The 26,338-nt window shown below is 59.6% G+C and carries 27 protein-coding genes; 17 read left to right on the top strand and 10 right to left on the bottom strand.

Going from position 1 to position 26,338, the window contains the following annotated elements; genetic code table 11:
* Nucleotides 1–145: 145 nt before the first annotated feature.
* Nucleotides 146–562, bottom strand: coding sequence for an RNA polymerase-binding protein DksA (dksA, locus tag M2A_RS06210; protein WP_045444552.1), 417 nt, complete (start codon nt 560–562; stop codon nt 146–148).
* Nucleotides 563–750: 188 nt separating this feature from the next.
* Entirely contained in the window at nt 751–1,173 is a 423-nt protein-coding gene (locus M2A_RS06215) for a flagellar assembly protein FliX (RefSeq protein ID WP_045444555.1), read from the bottom strand.
* A gap of 325 nt (nt 1,174–1,498) precedes the next feature.
* On the opposite strand from M2A_RS06215, the gene M2A_RS06220 reads away from it, so the two are divergent.
* From M2A_RS06220 to flaF, 11 genes are all read left to right on the top strand, one after another.
* Nucleotides 1,499–2,641, top strand: a complete 1,143-nt coding sequence (locus tag M2A_RS06220; protein WP_045444887.1) for a flagellar basal body P-ring protein FlgI — start codon at nt 1,499–1,501, stop codon at nt 2,639–2,641.
* Nucleotides 2,641–2,952 carry a rod-binding protein gene (locus M2A_RS06225; RefSeq protein WP_045444558.1) on the top strand — a complete coding sequence of 104 codons (312 nt, stop codon included), beginning with the start codon at nt 2,641–2,643 and terminating at the stop codon, nt 2,950–2,952. Before M2A_RS06220 ends, M2A_RS06225 begins: the two co-directional genes overlap by 1 nt.
* Complete coding sequence (locus M2A_RS06230; RefSeq protein WP_045444561.1) at nt 2,949–3,425, top strand: hypothetical protein; 477 nt, start codon at nt 2,949–2,951, stop codon at nt 3,423–3,425. The genes M2A_RS06225 and M2A_RS06230 overlap by 4 nt, the downstream gene beginning before the upstream one ends.
* Before the next feature lie 157 nt (nt 3,426–3,582).
* The gene (locus M2A_RS17200; protein ID WP_052379249.1) at nt 3,583–3,948 is read left to right on the top strand and encodes a flagellar protein FlaG; all 366 of its coding nucleotides are present in this window, start codon (nt 3,583–3,585) and stop codon (nt 3,946–3,948) included.
* Nucleotides 3,949–4,097: 149 nt separating this feature from the next.
* The gene (locus tag M2A_RS06240; protein ID WP_045444564.1) at nt 4,098–6,155 is read left to right on the top strand and encodes a tetratricopeptide repeat protein; all 2,058 of its coding nucleotides are present in this window, start codon (nt 4,098–4,100) and stop codon (nt 6,153–6,155) included.
* On the top strand, nt 6,152–7,969 hold the full coding sequence (locus M2A_RS06245; RefSeq protein ID WP_052379250.1) for a tetratricopeptide repeat protein: 1,818 nt from the start codon (nt 6,152–6,154) through the stop codon (nt 7,967–7,969). Before M2A_RS06240 ends, M2A_RS06245 begins: the two co-directional genes overlap by 4 nt.
* Nucleotides 7,970–8,169: 200 nt before the next feature.
* Nucleotides 8,170–8,334: a hypothetical protein gene (locus M2A_RS17965; protein ID WP_156101685.1), complete on the top strand. Its 165-nt coding sequence runs from the start codon at nt 8,170–8,172 to the stop codon at nt 8,332–8,334.
* Nucleotides 8,327–9,457: a flagellin N-terminal helical domain-containing protein gene (locus M2A_RS06250; RefSeq protein WP_045444567.1), complete on the top strand. Its 1,131-nt coding sequence runs from the start codon at nt 8,327–8,329 to the stop codon at nt 9,455–9,457. The genes M2A_RS17965 and M2A_RS06250 overlap by 8 nt, the downstream gene beginning before the upstream one ends.
* Nucleotides 9,458–9,695: 238 nt before the next feature.
* Nucleotides 9,696–10,829, top strand: a complete 1,134-nt coding sequence (locus M2A_RS06255; RefSeq protein WP_045444570.1) for a flagellin N-terminal helical domain-containing protein — start codon at nt 9,696–9,698, stop codon at nt 10,827–10,829.
* A gap of 194 nt (nt 10,830–11,023) precedes the next feature.
* Nucleotides 11,024–11,416: a flagellar biosynthesis repressor FlbT gene (gene flbT / locus M2A_RS06260; protein WP_045444573.1), complete on the top strand. Its 393-nt coding sequence runs from the start codon at nt 11,024–11,026 to the stop codon at nt 11,414–11,416.
* The gene (flaF, locus tag M2A_RS06265) at nt 11,400–11,810 is read left to right on the top strand and encodes a flagellar biosynthesis regulator FlaF (protein WP_045444575.1); all 411 of its coding nucleotides are present in this window, start codon (nt 11,400–11,402) and stop codon (nt 11,808–11,810) included. The genes flbT and flaF overlap by 17 nt, the downstream gene beginning before the upstream one ends.
* Nucleotides 11,811–11,909: 99 nt before the next feature.
* Here flaF and M2A_RS06270 read toward each other — a convergent pair whose 3' ends face one another.
* From M2A_RS06270 to M2A_RS06280, 3 genes are all read right to left on the bottom strand, one after another.
* Nucleotides 11,910–13,409: a flagellin gene (locus M2A_RS06270; protein ID WP_045444579.1), complete on the bottom strand. Its 1,500-nt coding sequence runs from the start codon at nt 13,407–13,409 to the stop codon at nt 11,910–11,912.
* A gap of 3 nt (nt 13,410–13,412) precedes the next feature.
* Entirely contained in the window at nt 13,413–15,287 is a 1,875-nt protein-coding gene (flgK, locus tag M2A_RS06275; protein ID WP_045444583.1) for a flagellar hook-associated protein FlgK, read from the bottom strand.
* 71 nt (nt 15,288–15,358) lie between these two features.
* On the bottom strand, nt 15,359–16,783 hold the full coding sequence (locus M2A_RS06280) for a flagellar hook protein FlgE (RefSeq protein ID WP_045444586.1): 1,425 nt from the start codon (nt 16,781–16,783) through the stop codon (nt 15,359–15,361).
* Nucleotides 16,784–17,115: 332 nt separating this feature from the next.
* On the opposite strand from M2A_RS06280, the gene M2A_RS06285 reads away from it, so the two are divergent.
* Complete coding sequence (locus M2A_RS06285; RefSeq protein WP_045444589.1) at nt 17,116–17,961, top strand: AAA family ATPase; 846 nt, start codon at nt 17,116–17,118, stop codon at nt 17,959–17,961.
* Between the two features lie 225 nt (nt 17,962–18,186).
* Nucleotides 18,187–19,365 carry a vWA domain-containing protein gene (locus tag M2A_RS06290; protein WP_045444592.1) on the top strand — a complete coding sequence of 393 codons (1,179 nt, stop codon included), beginning with the start codon at nt 18,187–18,189 and terminating at the stop codon, nt 19,363–19,365.
* Nucleotides 19,366–19,375: 10 nt separating this feature from the next.
* Here M2A_RS06290 and M2A_RS06295 read toward each other — a convergent pair whose 3' ends face one another.
* Genes M2A_RS06295 through M2A_RS06305 form a run of 3 tightly spaced genes read right to left on the bottom strand, consistent with a single transcriptional unit; the run spans nt 19,376 to nt 22,320 of the window.
* Nucleotides 19,376–20,053 (bottom strand): ABC transporter ATP-binding protein, encoded by a 678-nt coding sequence (locus tag M2A_RS06295; protein ID WP_045444594.1) that lies wholly within the window; start codon nt 20,051–20,053, stop codon nt 19,376–19,378.
* A complete protein-coding gene (locus M2A_RS06300) occupies nt 20,053–21,306 on the bottom strand; it encodes an ABC transporter permease (protein ID WP_045444596.1) in 1,254 nt (417 codons plus the stop codon). The genes M2A_RS06295 and M2A_RS06300 overlap by 1 nt, the downstream gene beginning before the upstream one ends.
* Nucleotides 21,307–21,309: 3 nt before the next feature.
* Nucleotides 21,310–22,320, bottom strand: a complete 1,011-nt coding sequence (locus M2A_RS06305) for an efflux RND transporter periplasmic adaptor subunit (RefSeq protein ID WP_045444598.1) — start codon at nt 22,318–22,320, stop codon at nt 21,310–21,312.
* 186 nt (nt 22,321–22,506) lie between these two features.
* Here M2A_RS06305 and M2A_RS06310 point away from each other — a divergent pair, with 186 nt between their 5' ends.
* The 4 genes from M2A_RS06310 to M2A_RS06325 all read left to right on the top strand — a co-directional run bounded on the left by M2A_RS06310 (nt 22,507) and on the right by M2A_RS06325 (nt 24,784).
* Entirely contained in the window at nt 22,507–23,739 is a 1,233-nt protein-coding gene (locus M2A_RS06310; RefSeq protein WP_045444600.1) for an MFS transporter, read from the top strand.
* 14 nt (nt 23,740–23,753) lie between these two features.
* On the top strand, nt 23,754–24,146 hold the full coding sequence (locus M2A_RS06315) for a hypothetical protein (protein WP_045444603.1): 393 nt from the start codon (nt 23,754–23,756) through the stop codon (nt 24,144–24,146).
* Nucleotides 24,147–24,219: 73 nt separating this feature from the next.
* Nucleotides 24,220–24,477 carry a hypothetical protein gene (locus tag M2A_RS06320; RefSeq protein WP_045444606.1) on the top strand — a complete coding sequence of 86 codons (258 nt, stop codon included), beginning with the start codon at nt 24,220–24,222 and terminating at the stop codon, nt 24,475–24,477.
* A gap of 16 nt (nt 24,478–24,493) precedes the next feature.
* Nucleotides 24,494–24,784 carry a hypothetical protein gene (locus M2A_RS06325; RefSeq protein WP_052379251.1) on the top strand — a complete coding sequence of 97 codons (291 nt, stop codon included), beginning with the start codon at nt 24,494–24,496 and terminating at the stop codon, nt 24,782–24,784.
* Nucleotides 24,785–24,787: 3 nt separating this feature from the next.
* Here M2A_RS06325 and M2A_RS06330 read toward each other — a convergent pair whose 3' ends face one another.
* The gene (locus M2A_RS06330) at nt 24,788–25,408 is read right to left on the bottom strand and encodes a class I SAM-dependent methyltransferase (RefSeq protein WP_045444609.1); all 621 of its coding nucleotides are present in this window, start codon (nt 25,406–25,408) and stop codon (nt 24,788–24,790) included.
* Nucleotides 25,409–25,476: 68 nt separating this feature from the next.
* Nucleotides 25,477–26,289: a hypothetical protein gene (locus M2A_RS06335; protein WP_045444612.1), complete on the bottom strand. Its 813-nt coding sequence runs from the start codon at nt 26,287–26,289 to the stop codon at nt 25,477–25,479.
* Nucleotides 26,290–26,338 lie beyond the last annotated feature (49 nt).

Genomic DNA, 26,338 nt, shown 5'->3' on the forward strand with positions numbered 1-26,338 from the left:
CGTTTCAAAGGGAGGACCGCCTCACGAAACACGACACCCATTTTTACACACCACACACCACACACCCAAAGAAAAACGCGGCTCACCTGAGCCGCGTTTCCTCTTTCGGGCAAGGCGTTCAAAGCCTTGCCGAATGCCTTCACACTTAATCGTCGCGATAGACCTTCTCGCGCTTCTCGTGGCGCTCCTGCGCCTCGATCGACAAGGTGGCGATGGGCCGCGCATCCAGCCTCTTCAGGCTGATCGGTTCTCCCGTCTCCTCGCAATAGCCGTAAGTGCCTTCCTCGATCCGGCGCAGCGCGGAATCGATTTTGGAAATCAGTTTGCGCTGCCTGTCACGGGTGCGCAGCTCAAGCGCGCGCTCCGTTTCACTCGACGCGCGGTCGGCGATATCGGGATGATGACCGGAATCGTCCTGCAAATGCTGCAAGGTTTCCTTGTTTTCGCGCAGAATGTCGTCCTTCCAAGCGAGCAACTTTTGCCGGAAATACTCCTGTTGACGCTTGTTCATGAACGGTTCGTCATCAGACGGTACATACCCTTTTGGTAACCGAACGCTCATGAGCCCTGCTCTCTCCTTCTCGACGCGATCTCCCCCCGCGTAAAAGCGGCTGGAGTATAGGTAGAGCCCCGACGATTCTCAATATCGGGACGAAATGCTGGTTTACGTACGGGCCAGCCGGGCTTCTTTAGCCATAATCCCGTGACATGTCGGTGAAAAATGGCCCTTAAGCAAGAAATTTTAAGGGGTTAGCGCCCGAATTTTGCCAGCTCCACCCGGGCGCGCAGTTCGATATGGTCCAAAACCTCGCAAAGCTGCGGGTCGGCGACCTGATCGCGCTGGCGCTCCACAATGCTCAAAAGCCGGGTGAGTTTGGGACCGGGCACCTGGCCGCTGAGAAGACCGAGCTTGATCTCATCGAGAATATCGAGGATTTCCTCGCCCCGTGCGACGGCGCGGCGCTTACCGCCTTTAAAATCGCCCACCGTATCGGCGCCCTGCACGGCCAGCAGCGCATCGAGCGCCGCCAGAGGACCGCTGCCGGCGGCCGCCCGGGCCGGGGCCGCATCGCTGGCGCCCGAGGGTTGAAAGACAGCGCCGGAGGCGGAAGATTTTCCTGCCCGCGGCGCGCTGCCGCTCGTGCCGATCTGTGTTCTGCTGCCCACTTTCATGATCTAGCCCTGCTACCCGAACCTTGTTTCCACCCCGGCGGATGCCGGCTAACTGCCTGCCGGAAAAGCGCAATTCCGGCCATGTTCGGGGAATCCTGCGCCAGAGCATTTAACATGACGTTAAGGTTAAATGGCGCCAGGCAAATTTTACCGCCCAGGCCCGGCGTTTCTTGCCCTGCGGGCAAATTAAGGCCGTCCGGACATTGCCTCACGGCAAGAAAGAATAAGAAAAAACAATAAGTTATGGAAATACATCACCGCAAACGACTTGGCACGCATTTCGCTTCCCTTCAGACAGAAATTCATGCGCGGAGTGCAGCAACCGATGAAAAGCCACGCTCGACAATTCAGCCACCGCCTGTTCGGCGCCCTTCTGGCCGGTCTGGTTCTGGCCGCGGGCCTTTTTCCCGCGCCCGCCCAAGCCACCTCCCGGATCAAGGACATTGCCGATGTCGAGGGTATCCGCGACAACTTGCTGGTGGGCTACGGCCTCGTCGTCGGCCTCGACGGCACGGGCGACACGCTGCGCAACACCTCTTTCACGCTGCAGAGCTTGACCGCCATGCTGGAACGGCTCGGCGTCAACACGCGCGGCACGGACCTGCAAACGGAAAACGTCGCCGCCGTCATGGTGACGGCCAACCTGCCCCCCTTCGCCCCGCAAGGCACCCGCATCGACGTCACCGTCAGCGCGTTGGGCGATGCGGAAAGCTTGCAAGGCGGCACGTTGCTGGTCACCCCGCTCATGGGCGCGGACGGCGAGGTTTATGCCGTGGCCCAGGGTTCGCTGGCCGTCGGCGGTTTCAGCGCGCAAGGGGAAGCGGCGTCCATCACGCGCGGTGTGCCCACCAATGGCCGCATCGCCAATGGCGCCATCGTCGAGCGGGAAATCGAATTCGAGCTGGCAACCCTCGGCCGGCTTCGCCTGGCACTGCGCAATCCGGACATCACCACCTCGAACCGCATCGCCACCGCCATCAACACCTATCTGGGCGCACCGGCCGCTGAAGCGCAGAACCCGACCTCCGTCGAACTGCGCATGCCGGCAGGTTTTCAAGGTTCGATCATCGACCTTCTGACCGAAATCGAGCAGCTGCGCGTGCAGCCGGACATGCCCGCCCGCGTCGTCATCGACGAGTCTTCGGGCGTCATCGTCATGGGCCAGGACGTGCGGGTAAGCACGGTGGCCATTGCGCAAGGCAATCTGACGATCCGCGTTACCGAGACGCCGCAGGTCAGCCAGCCCAATCCCTTTGCCGAACAAGGCGACACGGTGGTCGTGCCCCGCACGGAAGTGGAAGTGGACGAGGGCGCGGAGCGGCAATTGGCACTGGTCGGCGGCTCCGTCTCGCTGCAGGAACTGGTGAACGGCCTCAACGCGCTTGGCATCGGGCCGCGCGACATGATCACCATCTTGCAGTCGATCAAGACCGCGGGCGCTCTTCAAGCCGAAATCGAGGTGATGTAATGGAACTCTCCGGCGCCTTTTCCGCACAGCTCGCCGCACAAAGCCATGAGCCTTCCTCCTTGCGCACCCGCAACGCGGAGAAAGCCCGCGAAGTGGCGCAGGATTTCGAGGCGCATGTCATTTCCGCCTTTGCCGAAAGCATGTTCGCTGAAATTCCGACCGATGGCCCCTTTGGCGGCGGCCACGGCGAGAGTGTGTTCCGCTCCTTGCTCATTCAGGAATATGGCAAGGAAATGAGTCAATCGGGCGGTATCGGTATCGCCGATAATGTCTTCAAGGAAATTCTCAAATTGCAGGAGGCATCGCAATGACCGCTGCACGCAAATCCAACTACACCGCCATCGAAGCGGCCCCGCCCCGCGAGCGCGTGGAGCGGCTGATCTCCGTTACGGACCATCTGATGCGGATCGTGGAACAGGAAAGCACGTTCCTGCGCAACAAAGAACCCTACCGGATCGAGGAAGTGCATGAAGAAAAACTGCGCCTGACCTCCGATTACGCCATGGATATCGGCCTTCTGAACAAGACGCCGCATATCCTCGATCAGGCGCCTGCCGAGACCGTTTCCCGGCTCAAAAACAACATGAAACAGCTTTCAGAAAAGCTGACGGAAAACGAAAAGCTGCTCGGCGCGCTGAAAGACGCCTCCGAGAATCTGATCAAGAATATCGCCCGCATCGCCGCGCGCGAAAGACGCCCCGCTGCCGGCTATGGCAATTCCGGCCAGATACCGGATCTGCCGAAGACGGCTCCTTCGGCTCTCTCGCTCGACAGGCAGATTTAACGAGCTCCACTCGCGCAAGGGATTTGCTGGGTCCGTACAGTTTTCCACAAAAGGTTAAAATGCTTTAACCCGGCGTTAAAGCTTGCCGCCTATGCTGCTGTCCTAGGGGATGTTTGTGTTCAACCTTAAGGGGGGAGAGCATGAAACGGTGGCTTAGATGGATAGCATCGCCCCATTGCCAGGAACGCAGTCTCTTGCAGCGCTAGCTGCAGGGGATAAGCCCGCGCGCACGGCCGAAGCCCAAAGCGTAACCCCGCGCCCGGTCGAGCGGTCCCGCCCCGCAAACGCCGCTCAAAACGGCCAGGAAGGCGATGAAGCCGCCATCCGCGCAACCATTGCCGAATTCTTTGCCGAAAACCGCGAAATCCATGTCGAAGTGGACGACCCCTCGGGCCGCGTCATCTTTCAGTCGCTGGACAAGGAAACCGGTGAGGTGAAAAACCAGGTGCCGAGCGAAGATATCGTCAAGCTCGTCACGCAGTTGCGCAACCCGCGCGGGCTCATCGTCGACGCCAAAGCCTGACCGCCCCTCCCCCCGCGTTCCTTCTGCGCCGCCTGAAATCCGCGCGCCTTTTCTTCTCCTTAACGGATCACTAACCTTAATTTGGGACGAATAGAGTCCTCAAGGTCAGATCTGACGGGCGCCCGCGCCCGCAAGGAGCCCCAGGCATTATGACGCACACGCCTTCAGCGCCCGCTCTGCAGGAAAATACCGAGATTGCGAGCCGCTTCGAGCGCGCCATGCGGCTGCACCAGAAAGGCCGGCTCGACGAAGCCGAACGCCGCTATGCCCGTATCCTTGAAACCGATCCGAACCATGCCGATACGCTGCACCTCCTGGGCGTTCTGAAAAGTCAGCGCGGCCAGCGCGAAGAAGCCGAAACATTGGTGCGCAAGGCCATCGCGATCGATCCGACGCACCCGATCTATCATCTGAATTTGGGCGGCATTCACATCGACGGCCAAAAATATCTCGGCGCCTTGGATGCATTCGACGCCGTCATTGCCCTTGATGACCGGATTGCCAAAGCACACACGTTGAAGGGGCACGCCCTGCTTCAACTGGAACGGATCGAGGAGGCAGAGAAACAGCTCAATCACGCGTTGACGATTGAAGGGGTGGATGGTGTTACCGTTTACGGTGACCTCTTTGAGGTCAACATAAAGCAGGAAGATGCGACCGCTCTGCGCGAAACCATTGCCCAGGCATTGGAGCAATATCCGAACAACGCAAATCTCCAATATCGCGCAGCAAACGCGCTGCGCGCGTTCGAGTTTCACGAAGATTCGCTTCCCTACTATGAACGGGCAACCGAAATCGACCCTTCCCTGATCGGCGCTTACTGCAACCAAGCCCTGTCTTTGTCAGGCCTGAAGCGGCGCGATGAGGCGAGGAAACTCCTGAAACAAGCTCTGCGCCGGCGGGGAGACATCCCGGAACTCTACCTTGCCCTTTCGATGATTGCGCATGATGACGGAGAGTTACAGGAATCCGTCGACTGGGCCGAAAAGTCGCTGGAAGTGTCCCCTGAATTCGCCTTTGGATACAGTGCCATCGCCCGGGCCCTGGGCACCAACGGCATGTACCAGGACGCGATCGCCGCTTACAAGAAAGCGCTTGAACTCGACCCGACGATGTTCTCGGCACTCCAGAACCTGGGCAGCACACTCTATTCGATCGGCTTTCCCGAAGAAGCGATCACTTATTACGCCAAATCCCTTGAGCAAAACCCGAAGAACGACATCGCTTATTGGAACCTGTCCCTCGCCTTCTTATCGACGGGCCGGCTGGATGATGGCTGGGGGCTCTACAGCTACGGCTTCACCAGCAAGCAGCGCAAACCCTACCGCCCCTTCCCCGGCCTGCTGTGGGACGGTTCTTCACTCGAAGACAAGACCATCATGCTGTGGCGCGAACAGGGGATTGGCGACGACCTGCGCTACGCCTCTGTCTATGGGGAGATCATCGCCAAGGCGAAGAAAGTTATTATCGAAACCGATCCGCGTTTCGTGCCGCTCTACCAGCGCACCTGGCCGGAGGCAACCGTCCGCCCGGAAACGGGAACGAGCACCGGCCTCGGCAACATGGAAGAGGTGGATTTCGACGTGACGGCGCCGGCCGCCTTGGCCGCCTCTTATCTCCGCCCCACACTCGAAGACTTCCCGCCGCATCAAGGATATCTCGTCCCCGACCCTGCCAGGCGGAAAGTTTTCAGAGAATGGCTGGAGTCGCTTGGCCCCGGCCTTGCGCTTGGTTTTGCCTGGCGGTCCCGTCACAGAAACGCTACACGCGATCATTTCTACACAGAGCTTGAAGATTGGCTTGATCTGTTCAAAACACCGGGCATCAAGATCATCAATCTGCAATACGATAACGCGGCACCAGACCTTGAGGCTTTCGAAAAGCGTCACGACATTAAAATTCACCAATTCCCCGACCTCGATCTCTTCTCCGACCTCGAAGGCGCCGCCGCTCTCACCAGAGAACTTGATCTTGTCGTGACTGCCGGGACGTCGGTCGGCGATATGGCCGGCGCACTCGGCATTCCGGTTTTTACTTACAGTTTCGCCAAACATTTTGCCAAACTCGGGACCGATTATGTGCCCTGGTTTCCCTCCATGGACATCACGGATTTCTACCCAGGGATCACCCCCAAAGAGGAATACGTTTGCGAAGTATCCGAGAAATGCAAACGCCTGATCGACGAGATGCAAAGGACAGCGTCATGAATGGGAAAAATCATGTTTTGGCGGAGCCCGCCGCTGCCATAGGCACCGATCAGGTCATTCAAAGCGGATTGCAGTTCCACCAGCAAGGCGCGTTCGATAAAGCCGCGCGCCTCTACGAAAAAGTGTTGAAGAAAGAGCCCGGCAATTTGGCCGCGCTCAACTTCCTTGCCGATGCGAGACTGCGGGAAGGCAAACCGGCACGCGCCGTTCAGACCGCGCAAAAAGCTCTGAAACTCAAAGGGGATATGCCCGGCACGCTCTTCATTCTCGGCAATGCACTGAGTGCCATGGGCCGTCACGCCGAGGCAGCTCGCCAACTTGAAGAAGCCATTCGGCTAAAACCCGATTATGCCGATGCCTATCTCTCGCTCGGCAATGCGTACCGGGAACTGGGTGAAGGCGGAAAATCGCTCGCCGCTTATGAAAAGCTAAGCGATCTGAGCCCCGACTTCGCCGAAGCCCGCTTCAACCTCGCCAATGCCTACCGGCGGGAGGGACTACTGGAAGAGGCGGCGGACGAATATGCCGAAACACTCCGGCTTGATCCTCGTATGGCTGTCGCTCACAGCAATCTTGCCGGCACGCTCTCCAAACTCAACCGACCAGAAGCAGCGCTTGATCACGCGCAAAAAGCCCTCGCGCTCGATCCCGTCCTGAGCACGGCTTACGTCAATGCCGGCAATGCGCTCAAGACACTCGGCGATCTGACAGCAGCGGAAGCTCAGTACAGGCACGCCCTGGAACATGCCGATGAGGACGCAAGCACCCATGGCCTGCTCGCAACGAGCCTCCAAGGTCAAGGCCGTTTCGAAGAAGCCTTTGCCGAATATGCACACGCCCGGAAACTCGATCCGCGTTCCGATCTCATTCTGGGGGATTTAAGCACAGCGCAGCTCGCCGCAGGCCACCTCGGCGAAGGATGGGACAACCACGAAGCCCGCTTCAAAGCCGGCACGAATATCGGCAACCGGGATTTTCCGGGTGTGCCCCGCTGGAACGGGGAACCTCTCGACGGTAAGACGATCCTTGTCTGGAAAGAACAGGGGATCGGTGACGACATCCGCTATATTTCCTGTCTGCCCGATCTTCTGGCCGCCAAACCTGAAAATGCAACCTGCCGGGTGGAAACCGATCCCCGTCTCATCAAGCTCTACGCGCGCAGCTTTCCCGGCGCCATTATCGAAGGCATCGGGGCGAACGATGCAGCAGAAGACATCGATTATCAGATCCCCATGGGGTCCCTTGCCCGTCTTTACCGGCGCTCGCTCGATGCTTTTCCGGCAACACCGGGATATCTGGTCCCGGACCCGGAGCGCAGGCAAGAACTGCGTGCTTGGGTCGACGGGCTTGGCGAGGGCCTGAAAGTCGGCTTCGCCTGGCGAAGCGGCAACATGGGTGAGGGTCGCTCGGTCCACTACACGCAAATCGAAGACTGGGCAGAACTGCTGGCTCTGAAAGGGATCGAACTCGTCAATCTGCAGTATGGGGCTGTCGAGAGCGAGTTGAAACGGGCCGAGGAGAAGACCGGCCGCGTCATTCATCAAGCCGAGCTCGATCTCTTCAACGATCTGGACGGTGCGGCGGCCCTGACCGCCTCGCTTGACCTTGTTATCAGCGCGGGCACTTCCGTCGCCGATATGGCCGGCGCGGTCGGCACGCCCACTTTCATTTATGCCCCTGCCTTCCACCCCATGATGCTGGGAACCGATCACCTGCCCTGGTATCCCGCCATGCAGGCCTTCGCGCGTAAATGGAACGAGCCCATGGCGCAGGTTGTGGAAAAGATCACGGCGGCCCTTACCGCCCGGCTCTAAGTCCTTGTTTTTTCACGGCCGTCTTACTGGGCGTAATTTTCCGGTAAGGCGGCAAAAACTGCCCGCAAACGGCAAGTTTTCCCTACCTCCCCCATTCCAAAATACACATAAAACATTGATATGAAACAGTTTTTCAGTGTGGCCCGCCCTTTGCTCCTACCTCTTCGACCATTGCCGGTTGTCGGCACGAGGAGATCGATATGAGCGATCAACGGATCTTTTTTACGGAAGACAAGACGAGTGTGAATAAGTTCGCGTTCCGTAAAGACGCCGTTTACCCAGAATTAATCATTAATTCCGAGTATATGGCTCGTGCCGCAGTGAAACAGACCGGCTTAAACCCGGAGGGTAGCAACAATGGCTGAAGTGGTTCTATCGGGTGCAATCCGCTCGAACCTTTTGAGTATCCAGAACACGGCGAGATTGCTGGACGACACCCAGCTGCGCCTGTCCACGGGTCTCAAGGTAAATAGCGCGGTCGACGATCCGACTGCATTTTTCCAGGCACGCTCGCTCAACACGCGCGCCGGTGACCTGAACCGGCTGGTGGACTCGCTCCAGCAGTCGATCAACACGATTCAGACGGCCGATGAAGGCATCACCTCGCTGCAGAAGCTGGTGGAAAGCGCCAAGGCACTTGCCAACCGCGCGCTGGAAACGCCCATCGTCGCCTCTTCTTCCGAAGGCCCGCGCCAGGTTGTAACCGATCCGAGCGTTGCCGCCACAGCCTTCAACACCGCGATTGCCAGCACCGACGTGCTCACCGTGCAGGTCGGCGGCGGCTCGGTCCGCTCCGTCACCGTGGGCAGCAAGACCGTCGGCGAGCTTGTCAGCGCCATTAACGGTCTTACCGGGGTTTCGGCTGAAATTACCAACGAGCGCTCGCTCAAGATCGAGGGCGATAGCGGCCGTGCGCTGGTTATCTCCAGCTCGACCGGTTCAGTCGCGCAGGATCTCGGCCTTGCCGGCTCGTTCACGAACGGCACGAACCGCGACAAATTCGAGTCGGACTATAATGAGCTCCGCCTCCAGATCGATCAGCTGGCCGGTGACGCGAATTACCAGGGCGTCAACCTGCTGCGCGGCGACGATCTGACCATCAATTTCAACGAAAGCCAGACCAGCCAGATCACCATCCGCGGCGTGGACTTCACCGTGGACGGCGACCTGAGACTGCCGGAAATCACCGCCCGTTCTTGGGAAAACGAGGTGAACCTGCGCAACACGGTCCGCGATCTCGATGCGGCAAGCCGCACTTTGCGCACCCAGGCCTCCACCTTCGGCTCAAACCTGGGCGTGGTGGAGATCCGTCAGGGCTTTACCGACCAGCTCATCAACACGCTGGAAGGCGGCGCGGCAGATCTGACTCTGGCCGATACGAACGAGGAAGGCGCCAATCTGCTTGCCTTGCAGACCCGCCAGCAGCTCGGTTCGGTGGCGCTCTCCATCGCCTCGCAGTCCGAACAAAGCGTGCTGTCGCTCTTCTAGCAGAGCTTTCTGCGGCAGTTCATTGTTGCCTTTTACTTCAGCGGAGCTTCGGCTCCGCTTTTTTTTGCAATTTTTTCAGCGGATTTCCGCCGAATTTTCAGAAAAATTGAGACGCATAAAATTTTTCCGGGCCCGTTTACCGGCCATTAAACGCTCTTTGCCATGATCACATCGAACTCAGAAAGAGTTCCGGTTCAGGAAGAACCAACTGCTAATCCTAGGAAAGGGATGCTAAAATATGTCTGGTATTACTCTCTCGAGCGCTGTTCGTGACAACCTTCTGTCTCTCCAGAACACCGCTAAACTCACCGCTGACACTCAGAGCAAGCTTTCTACGGGTCTGAAGGTCCGGAGCGCTGTCGATAACCCGACCTCGTTCTTCACCTCGCAGAGCCTGAACGCGCGTGCAGGCGACCTGAACGCCCTGCTCGACAACACCGGCCTTGCCGTTCAGACGCTGCAGGCGGCTGACGAAGGTCTTTCCGCTCTGACGAACCTGGTGCAGCAGGCCCGTGCTACGGCCACGCAGGCCCTGAACACGCAGATTTCCGCCACGACGGCCCAGACGGCTAATCTGGGTGCTTCCGCTGCTGCGACGGCAAACGTCGTCTCCGCCGGTGTCGGCGTTGCTGCCAACAACACCATCACCGTTACGACCACGGGCGGTAACGGCACGACCTTCTCTGTCACGACCTCGGCTGCCGCTGGCCGTGACTTCAACGAATTCGCCTCTGCCATTAACGGCGGCACGGGCATTTCGGCAAGCTTCGCCGATGGCGTTCTGTCGATTTCCGGTGACGGCGGCCGCACGGTCACGATTTCCGGTACCGCTGCTACGGCTCTGGGTATTGCAGGCACCTTCACGAACGGCACGAACCGTGACCAGTTCGCGACGGACTTCAACAACCTGCGTACGCAGATCGACCAGTTGGCCGGTGACGCAAGCTTCAACGGCGTTAACCTGCTCGACGGCGACAACCTGACGGTGACGTTCAACGAAACCGGCACGTCCACCCTGGAAATCTCCGGTGTGACCTACGACTCCGCCGGCCTCGGGATTTCTGCACAGGACGGTAGCACGTTCGCCACCGACTCGGGCGTTCAGTCCGCTCTGACGAGCCTGAACGGCGCGCTCACCTCGCTCCGCTCGCAGGCATCCACCTTCGGTAACAACCTTGCCGTTGTGGAAAACCGTCAGGACTTCACGAACAACCTGATCAACACGCTGGAAAGCGGTGCCGCCGGCCTGACGCTGGCTGACACCAACGAAGAAGGCGCGAACTTGCTCGCTCTGCAAACCCGTCAGCAGCTCGGCTCGATCTCGCTCTCTCTCGCTAACCAGGCTGACCAGGCCGTGCTGCGTCTCTTCTAATAGCAGCACAAGACGACATCTAAAGCGGCGGGGCCCAGGAAAGGCCCCGCCGTTTGCTTTTGTGCCCTGCCCCCAAGGCGGCCCCGCAAGAGGCCGCGGATACCGCCGGATTTCCGCCTGCCGCAAAAAACAGTTAATCTGTTTTATCTCATGCAGCGGCGAATCAGGCAGCGGCAAATCAGGGGTGCAGAACCATGGCTTTGAAAGTCGAACTGAAACCGGGAGAGCGCATTATCCTCGGCGAAAGCGTCATCACCAATGACAGCCAGCGCACCCGGCTCTTCATCGAAGGCACCGCCCCCATCCTGCGCGAAAAAGACATCATGCGGGTGGAAGAGGCCGACAGCCCTTGCAAAAAGATATACCTGATCGTCCAGATGATGTATCTCGCCGCCGATCCATCCAAACATCACGATCTTTATTTCGAACTTATGAAGGATGTCAGCGAGGCAGCACCCAGCATGGTCCCGCTGATCGACGCCGTTAACAACCGAATATTAACCGGCGAAATGTACAAAGCTCTAAAGGAAGCTCGCAAGTTGGTGGATTACGAGCAGGAGCTAATTGCCAATGTTAAATCCGGCTGAAGCCTACGGTAAGACGGCTAAGATGGCCCCTGGGGCGCCCCGGGAGCTGGAAGGCAACCTTCTCATCAAAGCCGCATCTCAGCTTCAACGGATCAAAGAGAGCTGGCCCGACAGCAAAAAAGAGCTCTCCGGCGCCCTCCTTTACAATCGCAAACTCTGGACGATCTTCGCCGCCTCCGCGGCCGAGGACAATCACCCTCTCCCCCGCGAGATCAAACAGAACATTGCCAACTTGGCGCTCTTCATTTTCAAGCATACGGCCTCGGTGGAAGCGAAACCCGCGCCGGAGCGCCTGGATACGCTGATCAATATCAACCGCCAGATCGCCGCCGGCCTCTTCCAGAAGCCGGGCGCAAGCACGGCTCCTTCCGAGCCTGCCGCCGCGAATTTCTAAGCCGCTAAAGGCTCAGGCAAATCAAAACCAGCCGCAAACGACAAGGCCCGCCGAAGCGGGCCTTTTTCATTTCATGCGCCTTGGGAGTCTGCCGGCGTCTTACCGGATGAAGTTCAGAAGCGACAATTCGTTGGCGCGCGCCGTTACCTGATAGCTTGCCTGGATCTGCACCTGCAACTTGCCGATCTTGGCGCTGATCTCGTAAGGGTCCGCCCCCTCCCGGTCTTCCACAAGCCCCAGAGAAAGTGACAGGCTCGTTTCGTGCCGGGTCTGGGTCTGTTCCAGCCGGTGCTGCGTCAAGCCAAGCTCCGTCACCACATCGGCCACCGACGCTTTACCCTCGAAGGTCAACTCCTGGCCGATACGTTTGGTCAGAGCGGCATAAGCATCCGGCGCATTGGGATCGGCGTCGGAGAATTGAAGCGCAGCATAAATCGCCTGGGTCTTCAGCGTATCGCGGATCGGGCTTTCATCGGCACGGGCCCCATAAGAAATGCTCTGCCCCTCACCGATACGCGCTGTGACGCTGTCGCGGGCAATACCTGCCCCATCGCCTTTGTACCAGTAGACCGTGTTGGCCGGTGTCCCGTCGATCAGGCCCGTTGCCGTATCGAAGGGCGGGCCATCCACGCGCTGCGGCGCGGTCCCATTGCCATAATCGAAGAAATTATCCGCCGCTTCCTTGGCCGAGGCCGCCCGCAGCGTCGTCTGGGAAAACTCCTGCAAAGCCGCATCGAAAGCGGCATTGAAGTTTGCCGCCGTCGCATCCTCATCCGCGCCGATCAGGAACTGGCCCTCTTCGGGCGGGTTCGTATTCGTGGCTTCCAGCGTAATAGTCTCCGTCGTGCCATCGGGCAGATCGACTTCGATGGAAACCGTCTCTCCCGCATTCGGCAGCGTGGCCGAGAAGGCGATGGTCAGCCCCGCCGGTGTGCCTGTCGGCTGCGGCACCGTGGTGCCCGTCAGATTGGAGGTCGTCGCCGAGAGCTTGAGGCCGAAGGCGTTGGGCGACGCGCTCTCGGCAATCCGGACTTCCTCGGGATTGGGCTGGCTCAGCGCCAGACGCCCGCGATTGTCGGCGCCAAGATCGGCCTGACGGCGCTCGTCGATGAGCTGCTTCAGACCGGCATGGGTAACATCGCCTTCCAGAATTTCACTGGGCAGGGCCACGGGGCGCGTATCGGTGTTCTTGCCGGCAAAAAGATAGCGGTCATCGAGTTCCAGGTTCAGAAGCGACACCAGCTCATCCAGGTTCGCGCCCGCATTTGCTTGAAGCTGCGTCTGCCCGGTGCTCAAGAGCTCGAACGTGCTGGTAAGCGAGGCGGTCTTGCTCGTATTGGCAATCTCCTCCACGCGGGTCAGCGCATCGACGGAGGCTTTCGTGCGCAGCTTCACCCGCTCGATCGTGGAGATGAACCCGTCCGTCTCTTTTACCTGACTGCGCAGGGAAAGTACCAGCGTGCGATCGCTGCCGAGCCCGGAAAACGTATCGGACTTCTTCTGGGTGACGAGCTGACGGCGCAGGTCTTCAAACTGCGTCTGCAGGCGGGAAATATCGTCCTTGAAGCGAAGAGCTTGAGACAGAGAAGAAATTTGCATGGCTTACCTGCCAATTGTCAGAAGGGTCTGAAACATTTCCTGGATCGCGGTGATCACCCTGGCATTCGCCGCGAACGCGTTCTGCAGCACCAGGAGATTTGCCATTTCCTCATCGACATTCACCCCGGTCCCATCCGCGAATTTTTCTTCCAGTGCATTTTTGACCAGCGACACGCTTTCAAGATCGCGCTTCACTTCGGCGACCTGGCCGGTCTGAAAGGAGACGAGCCGGCGCGCAAAGGCATCCACCGAACCGGAGAAGGGCGATCCGCCGCCGCCGATCCCGCTATCGGGATGATATTCGCGCTGGTTCTCTTTCAGCCGGCGGATCAGATCGAGCGGGCGGGTATTGTCACCGGAGGGTGTCGCGGGCGAGGTCTGATAGGAGACGAGCAGCGTATTGTCGTTGCGCACCGCATCGTTAAGCTGAATACGGCCGGCAAAGCCCAGCTTCTGGGTCTGCCCGTCCTGGCTGTTGGAATAGATCTTGTTCGTCGCTCCGTCCACGAAGAGCGCAAGGCCGGTACCAGCGTCCTGCAAAGCGGCCGGTGTGACGACAGCCGATACGCCGTTCACATCCGAGGTCGCGCCTGCCCCGTCATCGAGGAAGCGGATCGTGTTCGCGCCCGGTGTGGAGGCAACAACTTCAGCAGGCAGCGCCGCATTGATATCCGTGATGATATCGCCGATCGGCTGATTGAAGTTGATGCCGACGACCTGATCGTTCGGATTGGCCGTGACCGTATTGGCAAGCGGCAGCGAGGCCGGATCATCCACCGCAATGAAAGTGATGTTCACCGGGGTGCCAGGCGGCGTCACCGTATAGTTCAGGTGAATTTCGTTGCCCGGCTGGACGTTCGCAATATCGATATCGAAACCGCTCGCCGGGCCCGCCGTTGCCGCAACGCCGTTCACCTGCTCTTCGGAAAAGGCAAGCGCAAGGCCCGAGGCAAGCTCATCGAGCTGCGCCTGGGTCTCCACCAGAACGTCATCGCGCAGCTTCAAGTAGCCGCCGATTTCGCCGCCCTGAAAGGCGCCGGCCTGAATGAGATCGACTTCCACCCCGCCCGAAGTAATGGAGATCGTGCCGACATTGCGCTGCGCCGGGTCCGTGGAATATTGCGAGTTGGCCGCAATCGAAGTGCGTTCGTCGAAATTCAGTACCTGGGCGGTCTTGTCCGCCAGGAGAAAACCGCTGGAGGTGAAAACCGACAGCGAGCCGTCATTCTGCTCAACGACGCGGATGTCGAGCAAATTAGAGAGCTTGTCGATCGCCAGATCGCGCTGGTCTTCCAAATCCGCCGTGGAAATCGACCCGTCCTGGCGCTGGGAAATCTGCACATTGACATTGGCAATGTTCTGCAAGAGCGCGTTGACGTCATCCACCGCCGTGGCGATGTTATTTTCCGCATCGAGGCGCAGCCCCTGCACCTGATTGGTCAGATAGTTCAACAGCTCGGCGGAGCGGCTGGCCTGGTTGATGACGGACTGACGCACGGCCGAATTGGCCGGGTCCGTCGTCAGATCTTGCAGGCTGTCGCCCAAAGCTTCCAGAACGCCAGCAATCGACGTCTCGTCCTCCGGACGGCCGAAAAGATTATCCACGCGCTGCAGGAAGCTGGAGAGCACTTCGAGGGAACCTGCCCGCGCATTCTGAGTGCGCAGCTGCTGTTGCAGGAAAAGATCGACCTGACGCACCGCTCCTTCCGAGCGCACGCCAATACCTTGCCCGCCCGCCACGACGTTCTGCTGCGGCAGAACCTTGCGCGTGTAGCCGGGAGTGCTGGCATTCGCCACATTGCGCGAGACGAGATCGATCCCGGCCTGCGTGGTGCGAATGCCGCTAAGGGCAACACTGATGGACGAATAAAGACCCATGGTCCCATTTCCTGCTTAAGGCGCCGGGCGAAGGGAAAGGCACCAATGCCCCTCCCCGCCTCAGTCAGCCGTTAGCGCTTCATGTTGAGCGTTTCCTGGACGAGTTCGTCGGTGGTCGTCACGATGCGCGTGCCTGCCGTATAGGCCTGCTGCGTGATGATCAGCTTGGAGAACTCATCGGCAATATCCACGTTCGAGGCTTCCGTCGCCTCGCCCACGATATTGCCCGGATCACCGGTCAGCGGCTCACCCGATTCCTGCGTCACGGCAAAGGCCGTGCCGTCGATTTTTTTCAGCTGGTCCGGCGAGTTGAAGCGGGCCACCGAAATCTCTGCAAGATCCAGCGTCTTACCGTTGGAATAAGAGCCCGTCACACGGCCATTGTCACCGACCCCAACCTCCACGAGCCGGCCAGCGGCAAAACCGTCTTGGTCGATCTCATTGACCGTGACCTTGCCGTTCGGATCGGAAAATTGCGTCACGTTACCGGAGCCGTGATTGACGGTGATATTGCCGATATTCACCCCGTTCACCGTCAACCCCGTAATCGTGGTGGAGTTGACCGCCGGGTTCAGCTGGCCGTTCTGAAAGATGTAATCCTGGCCGACATTGACCCATTTGGGCTGCGCGCCGGTGGCCGCATCATTGCTCTTATAGAAGAGGTTCCAGGTGTCGCCATTGGCGGTGCCGGCACCGTCCGCCGCGTTATCGACCTTGGCCCAGCGCAGCTGCACGTTCAGCGGATTGCCGGTCGGATCGAAAAGCGTGATGGCGCCGCCCGAAAGCGAGCGGTCAAGGAAGATATTCTCATCGCCCGCCTGCACGAACCCGTTGACCGGGGGCGAGCCCACAGCCGTGATCGTGGAAGGATCGTTGGCGAAAGGGTTGCCCGGCGCTGCAGGGTCGCCCGCCGTCAGCAGCTCGCTATTGGCGGTGTTGGGATCGAAGGCCACAGTCTTGGGATCGGACGGCAGGTTGACTTCATAATCGAGCTGGGTGGAGGCCTGAGCCGGCAAGAATTGCCGGGTGACCTGAATGACGCCCGGCGTATTGCCGGACGGGTTGCCCGTTGCCGGGTCGATGGCCAGGCCCTGAAGGTAGTAGCCACCGCCATTCACCAGATAACCGTTCTTATCGACCGTGAAGTCGCCGCGGCGGGTGTAGCGGTCCACATTCAAGAACACAGGATCGTTATCGACCGTGGCAATCCGCTCGGACACCACGAAAAACCCGTCCCCGTTGATCGCAAGGTGGGTTTTCACGTCCGAGGCGTTGATCACGCCCTGCACGGAATTGGTGAAGGCCGGCCGGGCCGTTACGGACCCTGGCAAATGATTCCGCCCGCTGGACACCGTCACCACATCGTAAAAGCTCGTATCCGTCCGCTTGAAGCCGACGGTCTGCGAGTTGGCGATATTGTCCGAAATATGCCCGAGGGCGCTGGCCTGCGCCCGGATCGAGTTAACGGCCGTGGTCATCGCACCGAAAAAGCTCATCGCATTCTCTCCTAACCTGCCCCCGTCCACGATCCCCGCAGGAGGCACTTTCAACTGCCCTTCCATGAGCAAGGAAGAGGCCAGATTTTTTATCTATATTTTTCAATAGGTTAGGGAAAATCGAGATCAAAACCCCCGGCAATCTCCGCCGCCGGGCGGCAAGTTTTGCCCGTCCGGCCCGACCAAATGTGCAAGGCGGCTATACGCGAGCGTTTCTTGATCAATCCCCCGCCAGGCCCTAGTTTCGGGGCCATTCTGCCATTCAGCGCTGAGCGAAGGGGCAGGCGAGCCATGCTTGGCCAGGCGCCTCGAAAACAGGGAAGAAAAGAAATATGAAGTTTCAAGGGACACAGGATTACGTCGCCACCGAAGATCTGCGCGTGGCGGTGAACGCCGCCATTACGCTGGAACGCCCGCTCCTGGTGAAGGGGGAGCCCGGCACCGGCAAGACCGTGCTGGCAGAAGAAGTGGCGAAAGCCCTGAACATGCGCCTGATCACCTGGCACATCAAATCCACCACGAAAGCCCAGCAGGGTCTTTATGAGTATGACGCCGTCTCGCGCCTGCGCGACAGCCAGCTGGGCGATGAGCGCGTGAAGGACATCGCCAACTACATCGAGAAGGGCAAGCTTTGGGAAGCCTTCGATGCGGATGAGCGCGTCATTCTTTTGATCGACGAGATCGACAAGGCCGATATCGAATTTCCGAACGACCTGCTTCAGGAACTCGACCGGATGGAATTCTTCGTTTACGAGACCGGTGAAACGATCAAAGCCAAGCACCGGCCGATCGTCATCATCACCTCGAACAACGAAAAAGAGCTGCCCGACGCCTTCCTGCGCCGCTGCTTCTTCCACTACATCAAGTTCCCGGATGATGAGACGATGACGCAGATCGTCGATGTGCACTTCCCCGGCGTCAAAGGCCGGCTGGTGCAGCAGGCGCTGTCGATCTTCTATGAAATCCGCGACGTGCCGGGCCTGAAGAAAAAGCCCTCCACCTCCGAGCTTCTGGACTGGCTGAAGCTGCTGCTAGCCGAGGACATTTCGCCCGAAGCGCTGCGCGAAAAAGACCCGACTAAGCTCATCCCGCCGCTCCACGGCGCGCTTCTGAAGAACGAGCAGGACGTGCACCTCTTCGAACGCCTGGCCTTCCTGGCCCGCCGCGAGCGCAACTAGGGAGGCTGCCCCACCGCCCCCTTCCTTCGTCACCCTCGGGCTCGACCCGAGGGTCCATCGGAAGGCTGCGGCAGGCGGGGGAGCCTCATGGATGCTCGGGTCAGGCCCGAGCATGACGATTAGGGATAAGGGCGGCCCTTTGAAAACGCCGCCCTGCCCTTTAAATTATAAGAAAGCGCCAATAGGCCGTTTGGCCGAGAGGGATACCCTCGAGAGGAACGCCATATGTTTATCAACTTCTTCCAGGAACTGCGCTCAGCCAATATTCCGGTTTCCTTGCGCGAATATCTGACGCTGATCGAGGCGATGGATTCCGATGTCATCGAGCAGAAGGTCGAGGATTTCTACTATCTCTCGCGCGCCGCGCTGGTGAAGGACGAGACCAATCTCGACAAGTTCGACCGGGTCTTCTCCCATGTCTTCAAAGGGCTCGACAGCCTGGAGGAAGGCGATCTCGCGCAGATCCCGGAAGAATGGCTGAAGAAGCTGACCGAGAAATTCCTCACCGAAGAGGAAAAGGCGCAGATCGAAGCCTTGGGCGGCTGGGAAAAGATCATGGAGACGCTGCAAAAGCGCCTCGAGGAACAAAAAGAGCGCCATGAAGGCGGCAATAAATGGATCGGCACCGGCGGCACCTCCCCTTTCGGCGCTTATGGCTATAACCCGGAAGGGGTGCGTATCGGGCAGAAGGAAGGGCGCCACGGCAAGGCCGTGAAGGTTTGGGACAAGCGCGAATACAAGAACCTCGACGACAGCGTCGAGCTTGGCACGCGCAACATCAAGGTGGCGCTGCGCCGCCTGCGCAAATTCGCCCGCGACGGACAGCCGACGGAACTCGATCTCGACGATACGATCAAGTCCACCGCCCATCACGGCTATCTCGACATCAAGATGGTTCCCGAGCGCAAGAACAAGATCAACGTGCTGATCTTTTTCGATATCGGCGGCTCGATGGACAGCCACATCAAGCTCTGCGAGGAGCTGTTCTCGGCGGCACGCTCCGAATTCAAGAACATGGAATATTTCTACTTCCACAACTGCCTCTATGAGTATGTGTGGAAGGACAATAAGCGCCGCCACAATGAGCGCATGAACACCTGGGACGTGCTGCATAAATACCCGTCCGACTACAAAGTGATCTTCGTGGGCGATGCGTCCATGAGCCCTTATGAAATCACTTATGCGGGCGGCTCGGTGGAGCACTGGAACGAAGAGCCGGGCGGCATTTGGCTCGAGCGCCTGCAGCAGATTTACGAAAGCGTGATCTGGCTGAACCCGGTGGGCGAGCAGCATTGGCAATACACGCCTTCCATCGAGCTTATTCAGCAGATCATCCATAACCGGATGTTCCCGCTGACGCTGGAAGGGCTCGACAATGCCATGCGCGAGCTGAGCCGCGGCTAAACTTGCGTCTCTATGAGCGGGCGACCATGCCGTCGACCAGATGGACATTCCGGTCGGCGGCGTCCGCAAAATCGGTGTCATGGGTGACGGCCACCACCGTCATCCCTTCGTCCCGCGCGAGGCGCACGAAAATATCGCGCACGATATCCGAGTTCTTGGTGTCGAGATTGCCCGTCGGCTCATCCGCCAGAATGATTTTGGGATTATTGGCGAGCGCCCGTGCAATGGCGACGCGCTGGCGCTGCCCGCCGGAAAGCTGGTCCGGGCGCTTTGTCCCTTGCTCCCCGATCTCGAAATAATCGAGCAGCTCCGCCGCCCGTTCCTTGATCTCTTTCTCACTAAGCCGCCCAAGCCGCTGCATGGGCAGCATGACGTTTTGGGCGACCGAAAATTCAGGCAGCAAAAAGTGAAACTGGAAAACGAACCCCAGTTTCTCAAGCCGCAGCGCCGCAAGCTCGGCCCGTTCCAGCCCCGCCGTCGATTGCCCGTCGATCAGCACTTCGCCTTCCGTCGGCACATCAAGCAGCCCAAGAAGATAAAGCAGCGAGGATTTGCCGGAGCCGGAAGGCCCCGTCACGGAAACGAACTCGCCCGGCGCGATCTTCAGGTTGATATCCTTGACCAGCGTCACTGGCACAGCCTCCTGCAGGATGCGCGTGACATGGCGTGTCTCGATGGCAGGTTCCATTACGCCGCCCCCCGGATAATATCGACGGGGCGCACCTGCGAGGCCCGGTGCGCGGGCAGCCAGGCGGCAAGCACAGCGGAGGCAAGCGCGAAAATCCCGGCAATGACGAATTGCGTAAAGCCATAATCGAGCGGGAAACCTTGCGCATCGATCAGCCCTTCCACATCGAACTCAATGGAGGCAAGAGTGGATATGAGCCCGATACCGACGCCCCAGCCCGTCAGCATGCCGATAATACCGACAACGAAACCTTGAATGAGGAAGATGGCCCGGATGTCCCGCGCCCTAAAGCCCATGGACATCAGAATGGCAATGTCGCGGCGCTTTTCCATCACCACGGTCGAGATGATGTTGAAGATGCCGAACGAGGCCACGATCATGATGGCGCTGACGATGGAATAAAGAATGGCGTTACGCACGACGAAGAGACCGAGAATATCCTCGTTCACTTCCTGCCAGCTTTCCGCCTTGTAGTCCCAGCGCTGCTCGAGCTGCCGGGAAAATTCGAGCGCGGTATTGGGGTCGGGCAGTTTGATCCGCAGCCGGTCGGCAATATTGGGCTTGTTGAACAGCACCTGCGCGTCTTTCAGCAGGACATAAGCCTGCCCTTCATCGAGCAGAATGTTGCCCGCGCGGAAAATACCCACCACTTTCATCAGCACCACATTGCCGCTCGGCGCGATGACGGAAGCAAGATCGCCCATATTCAGGTGCAATCTGTCGGACAGCCCCTTGCCGATCACGATGCCGTCCGCCGTGGTTTTCAGCGCATCGAGCGAGCCTTCGCGCATGTCTTCTTCGATAGTAGTCAGGCGCGGCTCGACATCGGGGTCGATGCCCAGAATGGAAACATTCCGCTCCTCCCCGCCGTACCGCACGATGGAGGCGCCCGATAAGCCCGGCGCGGCAATCACCCCTTCAATCGCCTCAAGCTGCTCGAGCTTGCCTTTGTAATTCTTGATGCCGCGCAGATATTCGCGCGGCTTGACGCCCTTGAGCGCCACCGCCCCTTCCTGAAAAATCGTAAAAAGCGGCTGGCGCGCCGGCTCCCGGAACTCGTCCTTGACGGTAATATGAGGCTGGCTATCCACCAGGCGGCTGACGAAATCGTTTTCCGAACCCTGCATGAGCGAGGAAGTGCCGATAAAAAATCCGACGCCCAGCGCCACGCCCAGCACCGAGACGAGGCTTTGCCGCCGCCGGTTCAGAAGATGGGCGAAGGCGATTTGAAAGTTGACGCGGGAAAAGAGCAAGGTTCACTCCGCTGGCAGCGCGGCATCGACCCGCATGCCATCTTCAAGCCCGGCAGGATCGAGCAGCACGATTTCGCCCGCCTCGAGCCCTGAGCGGATTTCCGCCTCCGTACGTCCGATCGTGCCCGGCGCCACATTGCGTTTCACGGCCTTACCGTCTTCAAGAACGAACAGAGCATTACCGGCAAGCGCGGAGGTAGGCACCAGCACCGCCTCTTCCGTCTCCCGCACGATGATATTGATTTCCGTCGTCATGCCGGAGAGAAGCGGCGTGTCGCTTGGCAGGGCGATATGCACCCGGTAGCTGCGGCGCACGGGATCGCCGAAGGGGGTGATCTTGCGCACCTCCCCTTCCAGCGCGCGGTCGGGAAACGCATCGGAGCGGATGAGCGCGCGTTGGCCGATCTTAACCTGCGGGATATCTTCTTCATCCACATCCGCCTCGATCCAGAGCTGGGAGGGATCGCCCAGGATGGCGAGTGTTTCACCCGCCCGCACCAGATCGCCCACTTGCGGATCGTCCTCGAAGCGCAATATCTGCCCGCTCATCGGCGCGCGGATGTGGTGTTCTGAGAGCTGCGCTTCTGCAGCATTGAGCGCGGCCTGCGCGCTTTGCGTATTCGTGAAGGCCTGATCGCGGGCCGAGGCGCTGATATTGCCGGAGCGGAAAAGCCGCACGACGCGCGCCTGCTCGGCCTTGGCAAGATCGAGCCGGGCCTCAAGCTCGGCAACGCGCGAGCGCGCTTCGGTATCATCGAGCACCACCAGAAGATCGCCCTTCGTGACCATCTGCGATTCGCGCACCGGCATCGCCACGATGCGGCCTGCGATCTTCGGGCCTGCCCGCGACATGCGCACCGGCTCTACAGTGCCCGTCGCATAGACGGCCTCAACGGCAGGACCAATCCTGGCTTTTTCAGCCTGATAGGTGGAACCGCCGAAGAAAAAGTAAGCCCCGGCTGCGGCCAAGATCACAAGCCCGGCGGCAGCCGCCCATCCCCATTTTGAAGCCACACACGTCTCCTGCTTTGGCCGTTCCAACCGGCTGCATTTGCGGAACACTGAGGCCCACGCGAACGCGGCGCAAGCATAGCGCACTTACCCGGCATTTCCGCCGCCTGATTTGCCCATTTTGAGCAAGACAGGCGCCCCTGCCATGATTAGGGTCAATCCGCCGCATCACAAGCGCACGGCCCGGTAATGAGCAACATTTTTCAAAATCCAGCCGGAAAGGCAGCCGGAAAGAGAGACTGGCGCCGGCCGGAAATATTGCTGCTCGTCATGGCTGCTGCCGTGCCGCTTTCCTTCGCCACCTGGCAATCTCTGGTGAACAATTTCGCGATCGAGCGGGCCGCCTTTACCGGCGCTGAGATCGGTATCCTGCAATCGCTGCGCGAGGTACCGGGCTTTCTGGCCTTCACCTTCGTTTTCATTCTATTGGCGATCAAGGAACAGCGTTTCGCCCTGCTCTCCCTTGCCCTTCTTGGCACGGGCACGGCGCTGACCGGCTTCTTTCCCACCGCCATCGGCTTTTACTGCACGACGGTGCTGATGTCGGTGGGCTATCATTATTATGAAACGGCGCAGCAATCGCTGGCGCTGCAATGGCTGCCGAAATCTGAGGCCCCGGCGATCCTCGGCAAGCTGATCGCCATGGCAGGTTTTGCCAGCCTCGTTGCCTATGCGCTGATCTATGTGACCTTCGAGGCGCTGCATCTCGATTATAAATGGGTCTATGCCGCAGGCGGCGCCGTCACCTGCCTCATTGCGCTTGCCGCCTTTCTGCTTTTCCCGGAATTCAAAGCCGCGGTGCCGCAGCACAAAACGCTGATCCTGCGCCAGCGCTACTGGCTTTATTACGCGCTCACCTTCATGGGCGGCGCACGGCGGCAGATTTTCGTCGTCTTTGCCGGTTTCATGATGGTGGAAAAATTCGGCTATGCGGTGACCGAAATCACCATGCTCTTTCTGATCAATCAGGCCTTCAACATGGTGCTCGCGCCGGCCATAGGCCGCGCCATCATCCGCTTCGGGGAGCGGCGCGCGCTCACCTTCGAATATATCGGCCTCATTCTCGTTTTCGTGACCTATGCCTTTGTGGAAAATCCGCTGATCGCCGCCGTGCTCTATGTCATCGACCATGCTTTCTTTGCCATGGCGATTGCGATGAAAACCTATTTCCAGAAAATCGCCGATCCGGCAGACATCGCCCCCACCGCCGGGGTCGCCTTTTCGATCAATCATATCGCCGCCGTCGTCATTCCGGCGCTTTTCGGGCTCATCTGGCTTTTCAATCCTTCCCTCGTCTTCCTTCTGGGCGCGGGCATGGCGGGCATCTCTCTCGTCTTTGCGCGAATGATCCCCTCCCATCCCCAGCCCGGCCATGAGCTGATCTGGCAAAAACCCGTGCCCGCTCCACAAGCGGCAGACTGAGGAAAGGCCTTCCCATGGAAAAGACCATCCGCTTTTTCGCTGGGCTCGATCTCATCGTCACGGGGCTCTTCGTACTGCCGCTCACCGCGCGGCCTCTGCTCGATCTCATTTTTTGGCTGCATGCGCGTTTCATCGCCCCGGAGGCGGCGCCGGAGATTGGCGTGACCGCCATGGCCTTCATCAATATTATGGGCGTTATCGGCGTCATCTGGGCGCTGGCGCGGCTCAAAATGCCCGTAGCCCTTCTTGCCCGGCTGGACGGGGCCGGACGGCTTGTCGTCGCCGCGCTGCTGCTCTGGCATATTGCGGGCGGGCTTTCGCCCATTTTCGCGCTTTTCATCCTCACAGAGCTTGCGGGCGCGGTGTTTCAGCTCCGCCCCGGCTTTGCCCGTTCCAGAACGGCTTGACCCCACCACATTTTCGCCTCAACTCTTGGTAAGGCTGTTTCCATCCAACCCATAATGGGCGGAGGGCAAAATCATGTTCAAAGCGTTCATCGCGGCGGCACTCAGCGCGGGCCTTTTGACCGCCTGCGCAAGCGAAGCGGACAAACGGGCTGAAGCCGCCCGCATCGAAGCGGAAGACGACCGGAACTGCCAGGAACTCGGCTTCGAACCGGGCACGGAGGCTTACGGCAATTGCCGCCTGAAACTAAGGGAAATCCGCGCCAAGGAACGGGCCAAGCAGAACTCTTCGCCGACCTTCGGCGTTGGTATCGGCGTGGGCACCAGTTTTTAAGGCCGAGGAGAGAAAGATGCGCACCTGGCCCCTCATCGTTTCACTTGCCGCGCTGCTCAGCCTCGGCGCCTGCGTCTCGGCAGAAGAACGCGAGCGCATGGCCGCCGAACAGCGCATCGCCGATGAACAGGAATGCACGCAGCTCGGCTTTGAACGCGGCACGGAAAAGTTTTCCGAATGCCTGCTCAAGCTGCGCGAAATCCGCGCCGAAGAACGCCGCGCTCAGGCGATCGAACAAGCCAACCGCCATCCCTTCTTCTACGATCCCTGGTATTATGGCAGGCCCTATCCGCACCGCTATTGGTAGGACTTAGCGGGCCTCCGCCGCGCCCCAATAATTGAAGCCGGCGATCTTCGGCGTCGAGGGCAGATACATCGTCTCCAGCTTGCCGATCTTGAAGCCCGAGCTTTCGATGATCGACGGGATCTCGCGGTTGAGATTGCACCCCCCGCAAACCGCCTTCCAGACCGGGTTGACCCGGTCCTGCCATTTGCGCACGCCTGCATCTGGCGCCGCGCCATGCTCACAGAAAATCATCTTGCCGCCCGGCCGCAAAACCCGGCGCATTCCTTCGAGCGCCTTTTCAGGCTCGGGGATCGTGCAGAGGCTGAAGGTGACGAGCACGGTATCGACGCTATTGGCATCGAGCGGAATTTCCTCGCCCGGCAAGCCGATAAACTCCACATCGAAAGGCAGGTCCTTGGCGCGGTCGCCGGCAATGCGCCAGCTTTCCTCGGAAGGGTCGAGCCCGATCAGCTTTTCGACCTTGGAAGGGTCGTAATATTCCAGATTGAGGCCGGTGCCGATGCCGATTTCCAGAATCCGGCCTTCCGCCTGCGGCACGACCTTGCGGCGCTGATGGGAGATAGGTTTGGTCCCGCAAGCCACGTTGATAATCCGCGGCACGATATATTTTTCGTAAAAGCCCATATCTCTTCCCTCTCGGTCTTTAGCCTGCCACCACGCAGGGGCTGAAGGGAAATCCCGCTAAAGGCTGCTCATCGCCACTGCGAGACGCCGAAACGCAGGAGCCGGTCCCCTTCGATGGGTCCAATAAGACGGCCCCGCCCCTTCAACGTCAACACGCAAGCGCGCAACAGGCCTTTGCTTTTGAGCGTGGAGGCAAGGCGCACACCGCGCGACAGCGCCTCCCAGATAAGATCGGGCTCCATGACCGGCACCTCCCGCACCGCCTCATAAGCGCCCAAAAACCGGTCTTTGCCTTGCATATAGCTGGCTTTCACCCCCTCCGCCTGCACGCCGTGGGCGATATAAGCGCTGGCATAAGCGGCAAGAGCGGCGTTTTTGGAAAGGACGCAGACGGTATCGGCCAGCCCCAGGCTGGGCAGGCCGCCGCCGGTGCCCGCGCATTGCGCAGCGCCGAACGCGCCGGTATGAGCCATAAGTTCGCTTGCCTTACGCGCATGGACCGCCGCTTCCTCCTGCCAGGCGCTGCCCGGCTTTGCGGCAAGGAGCAGGCCTTCCTCGAAAACCGCCCCTTCCGCTTTTTCTTCTGCAACCCAAAGATCGGCCAGCGCGCCATAAGCGGCAAAACGGGGAGAGACGGCCGGCTCGCGCGCGGTATGACCCACCGCCTCATGCACCTGGCGCATCGCCTCCATCATGGCGCGGCCAGCGGCCGAGCGCGGCAAGGCGTCCGTGCCATGGGCATCGATCAGCTCAAGATCGGCAGGCAAGCCATCCAAAAGCGCCTCCGCCCCGGCGGGCAGGCCGGGCGCGGCACCCTCGTCTTTCAGGAATGGGAAATAGCCCGCGCGAAAGCGGGCCGGAACTCCATCGGCAATCTGCATCTTTCCTCTCACAAAACAGCGCCCTTTCATAGCAAGGCACGCCGCTGAA

Origin of the sequence: Tepidicaulis marinus (genome assembly GCF_000739695.1) — a bacterium.
In the GTDB taxonomy this organism is placed as follows: Bacteria; Pseudomonadota; Alphaproteobacteria; order Parvibaculales; family Parvibaculaceae; genus Tepidicaulis; species Tepidicaulis marinus.

Excerpts from the sequence above, each read along its gene's own strand:
- M2A_RS06310 (WP_045444600.1), top strand. The coding sequence starts at position 22,507 with ATGAGCAACATTTTTCAAAATCCAGCCGGAAAGGCAGCCGGAAAGAGA.
- M2A_RS06255 (WP_045444570.1), top strand. The coding sequence starts at position 9,696 with ATGTCTGGTATTACTCTCTCGAGCGCTGTTCGTGACAACCTTCTGTCT.
- M2A_RS06295 (WP_045444594.1), bottom strand. The coding sequence starts at position 20,053 with ATGGAACCTGCCATCGAGACACGCCATGTCACGCGCATCCTGCAGGAG.
- flbT (WP_045444573.1), top strand. The coding sequence starts at position 11,024 with ATGGCTTTGAAAGTCGAACTGAAACCGGGAGAGCGCATTATCCTCGGC.
- M2A_RS06220 (WP_045444887.1), top strand. The coding sequence starts at position 1,499 with ATGAAAAGCCACGCTCGACAATTCAGCCACCGCCTGTTCGGCGCCCTT.
- dksA (WP_045444552.1), bottom strand. The coding sequence starts at position 562 with ATGAGCGTTCGGTTACCAAAAGGGTATGTACCGTCTGATGACGAACCG.
- M2A_RS06230 (WP_045444561.1), top strand. The coding sequence starts at position 2,949 with ATGACCGCTGCACGCAAATCCAACTACACCGCCATCGAAGCGGCCCCG.
- M2A_RS06240 (WP_045444564.1), top strand. The coding sequence starts at position 4,098 with ATGACGCACACGCCTTCAGCGCCCGCTCTGCAGGAAAATACCGAGATT.
- M2A_RS06280 (WP_045444586.1), bottom strand. The coding sequence starts at position 16,783 with ATGAGCTTTTTCGGTGCGATGACCACGGCCGTTAACTCGATCCGGGCG.
- M2A_RS06290 (WP_045444592.1), top strand. The coding sequence starts at position 18,187 with ATGTTTATCAACTTCTTCCAGGAACTGCGCTCAGCCAATATTCCGGTT.
- M2A_RS06225 (WP_045444558.1), top strand. The coding sequence starts at position 2,641 with ATGGAACTCTCCGGCGCCTTTTCCGCACAGCTCGCCGCACAAAGCCAT.
- M2A_RS06320 (WP_045444606.1), top strand. The coding sequence starts at position 24,220 with ATGTTCAAAGCGTTCATCGCGGCGGCACTCAGCGCGGGCCTTTTGACC.
- M2A_RS06245 (WP_052379250.1), top strand. The coding sequence starts at position 6,152 with ATGAATGGGAAAAATCATGTTTTGGCGGAGCCCGCCGCTGCCATAGGC.
- flgK (WP_045444583.1), bottom strand. The coding sequence starts at position 15,287 with ATGGGTCTTTATTCGTCCATCAGTGTTGCCCTTAGCGGCATTCGCACC.
- M2A_RS06215 (WP_045444555.1), bottom strand. The coding sequence starts at position 1,173 with ATGAAAGTGGGCAGCAGAACACAGATCGGCACGAGCGGCAGCGCGCCG.
- M2A_RS06250 (WP_045444567.1), top strand. The coding sequence starts at position 8,327 with ATGGCTGAAGTGGTTCTATCGGGTGCAATCCGCTCGAACCTTTTGAGT.
- M2A_RS06330 (WP_045444609.1), bottom strand. The coding sequence starts at position 25,408 with ATGGGCTTTTACGAAAAATATATCGTGCCGCGGATTATCAACGTGGCT.
- M2A_RS06285 (WP_045444589.1), top strand. The coding sequence starts at position 17,116 with ATGAAGTTTCAAGGGACACAGGATTACGTCGCCACCGAAGATCTGCGC.
- M2A_RS06270 (WP_045444579.1), bottom strand. The coding sequence starts at position 13,409 with ATGCAAATTTCTTCTCTGTCTCAAGCTCTTCGCTTCAAGGACGATATT.
- M2A_RS17965 (WP_156101685.1), top strand. The coding sequence starts at position 8,170 with ATGAGCGATCAACGGATCTTTTTTACGGAAGACAAGACGAGTGTGAAT.
- flaF (WP_045444575.1), top strand. The coding sequence starts at position 11,400 with ATGTTAAATCCGGCTGAAGCCTACGGTAAGACGGCTAAGATGGCCCCT.
- M2A_RS06335 (WP_045444612.1), bottom strand. The coding sequence starts at position 26,289 with ATGCAGATTGCCGATGGAGTTCCGGCCCGCTTTCGCGCGGGCTATTTC.
- M2A_RS17200 (WP_052379249.1), top strand. The coding sequence starts at position 3,583 with ATGGATAGCATCGCCCCATTGCCAGGAACGCAGTCTCTTGCAGCGCTA.
- M2A_RS06315 (WP_045444603.1), top strand. The coding sequence starts at position 23,754 with ATGGAAAAGACCATCCGCTTTTTCGCTGGGCTCGATCTCATCGTCACG.
- M2A_RS06325 (WP_052379251.1), top strand. The coding sequence starts at position 24,494 with ATGCGCACCTGGCCCCTCATCGTTTCACTTGCCGCGCTGCTCAGCCTC.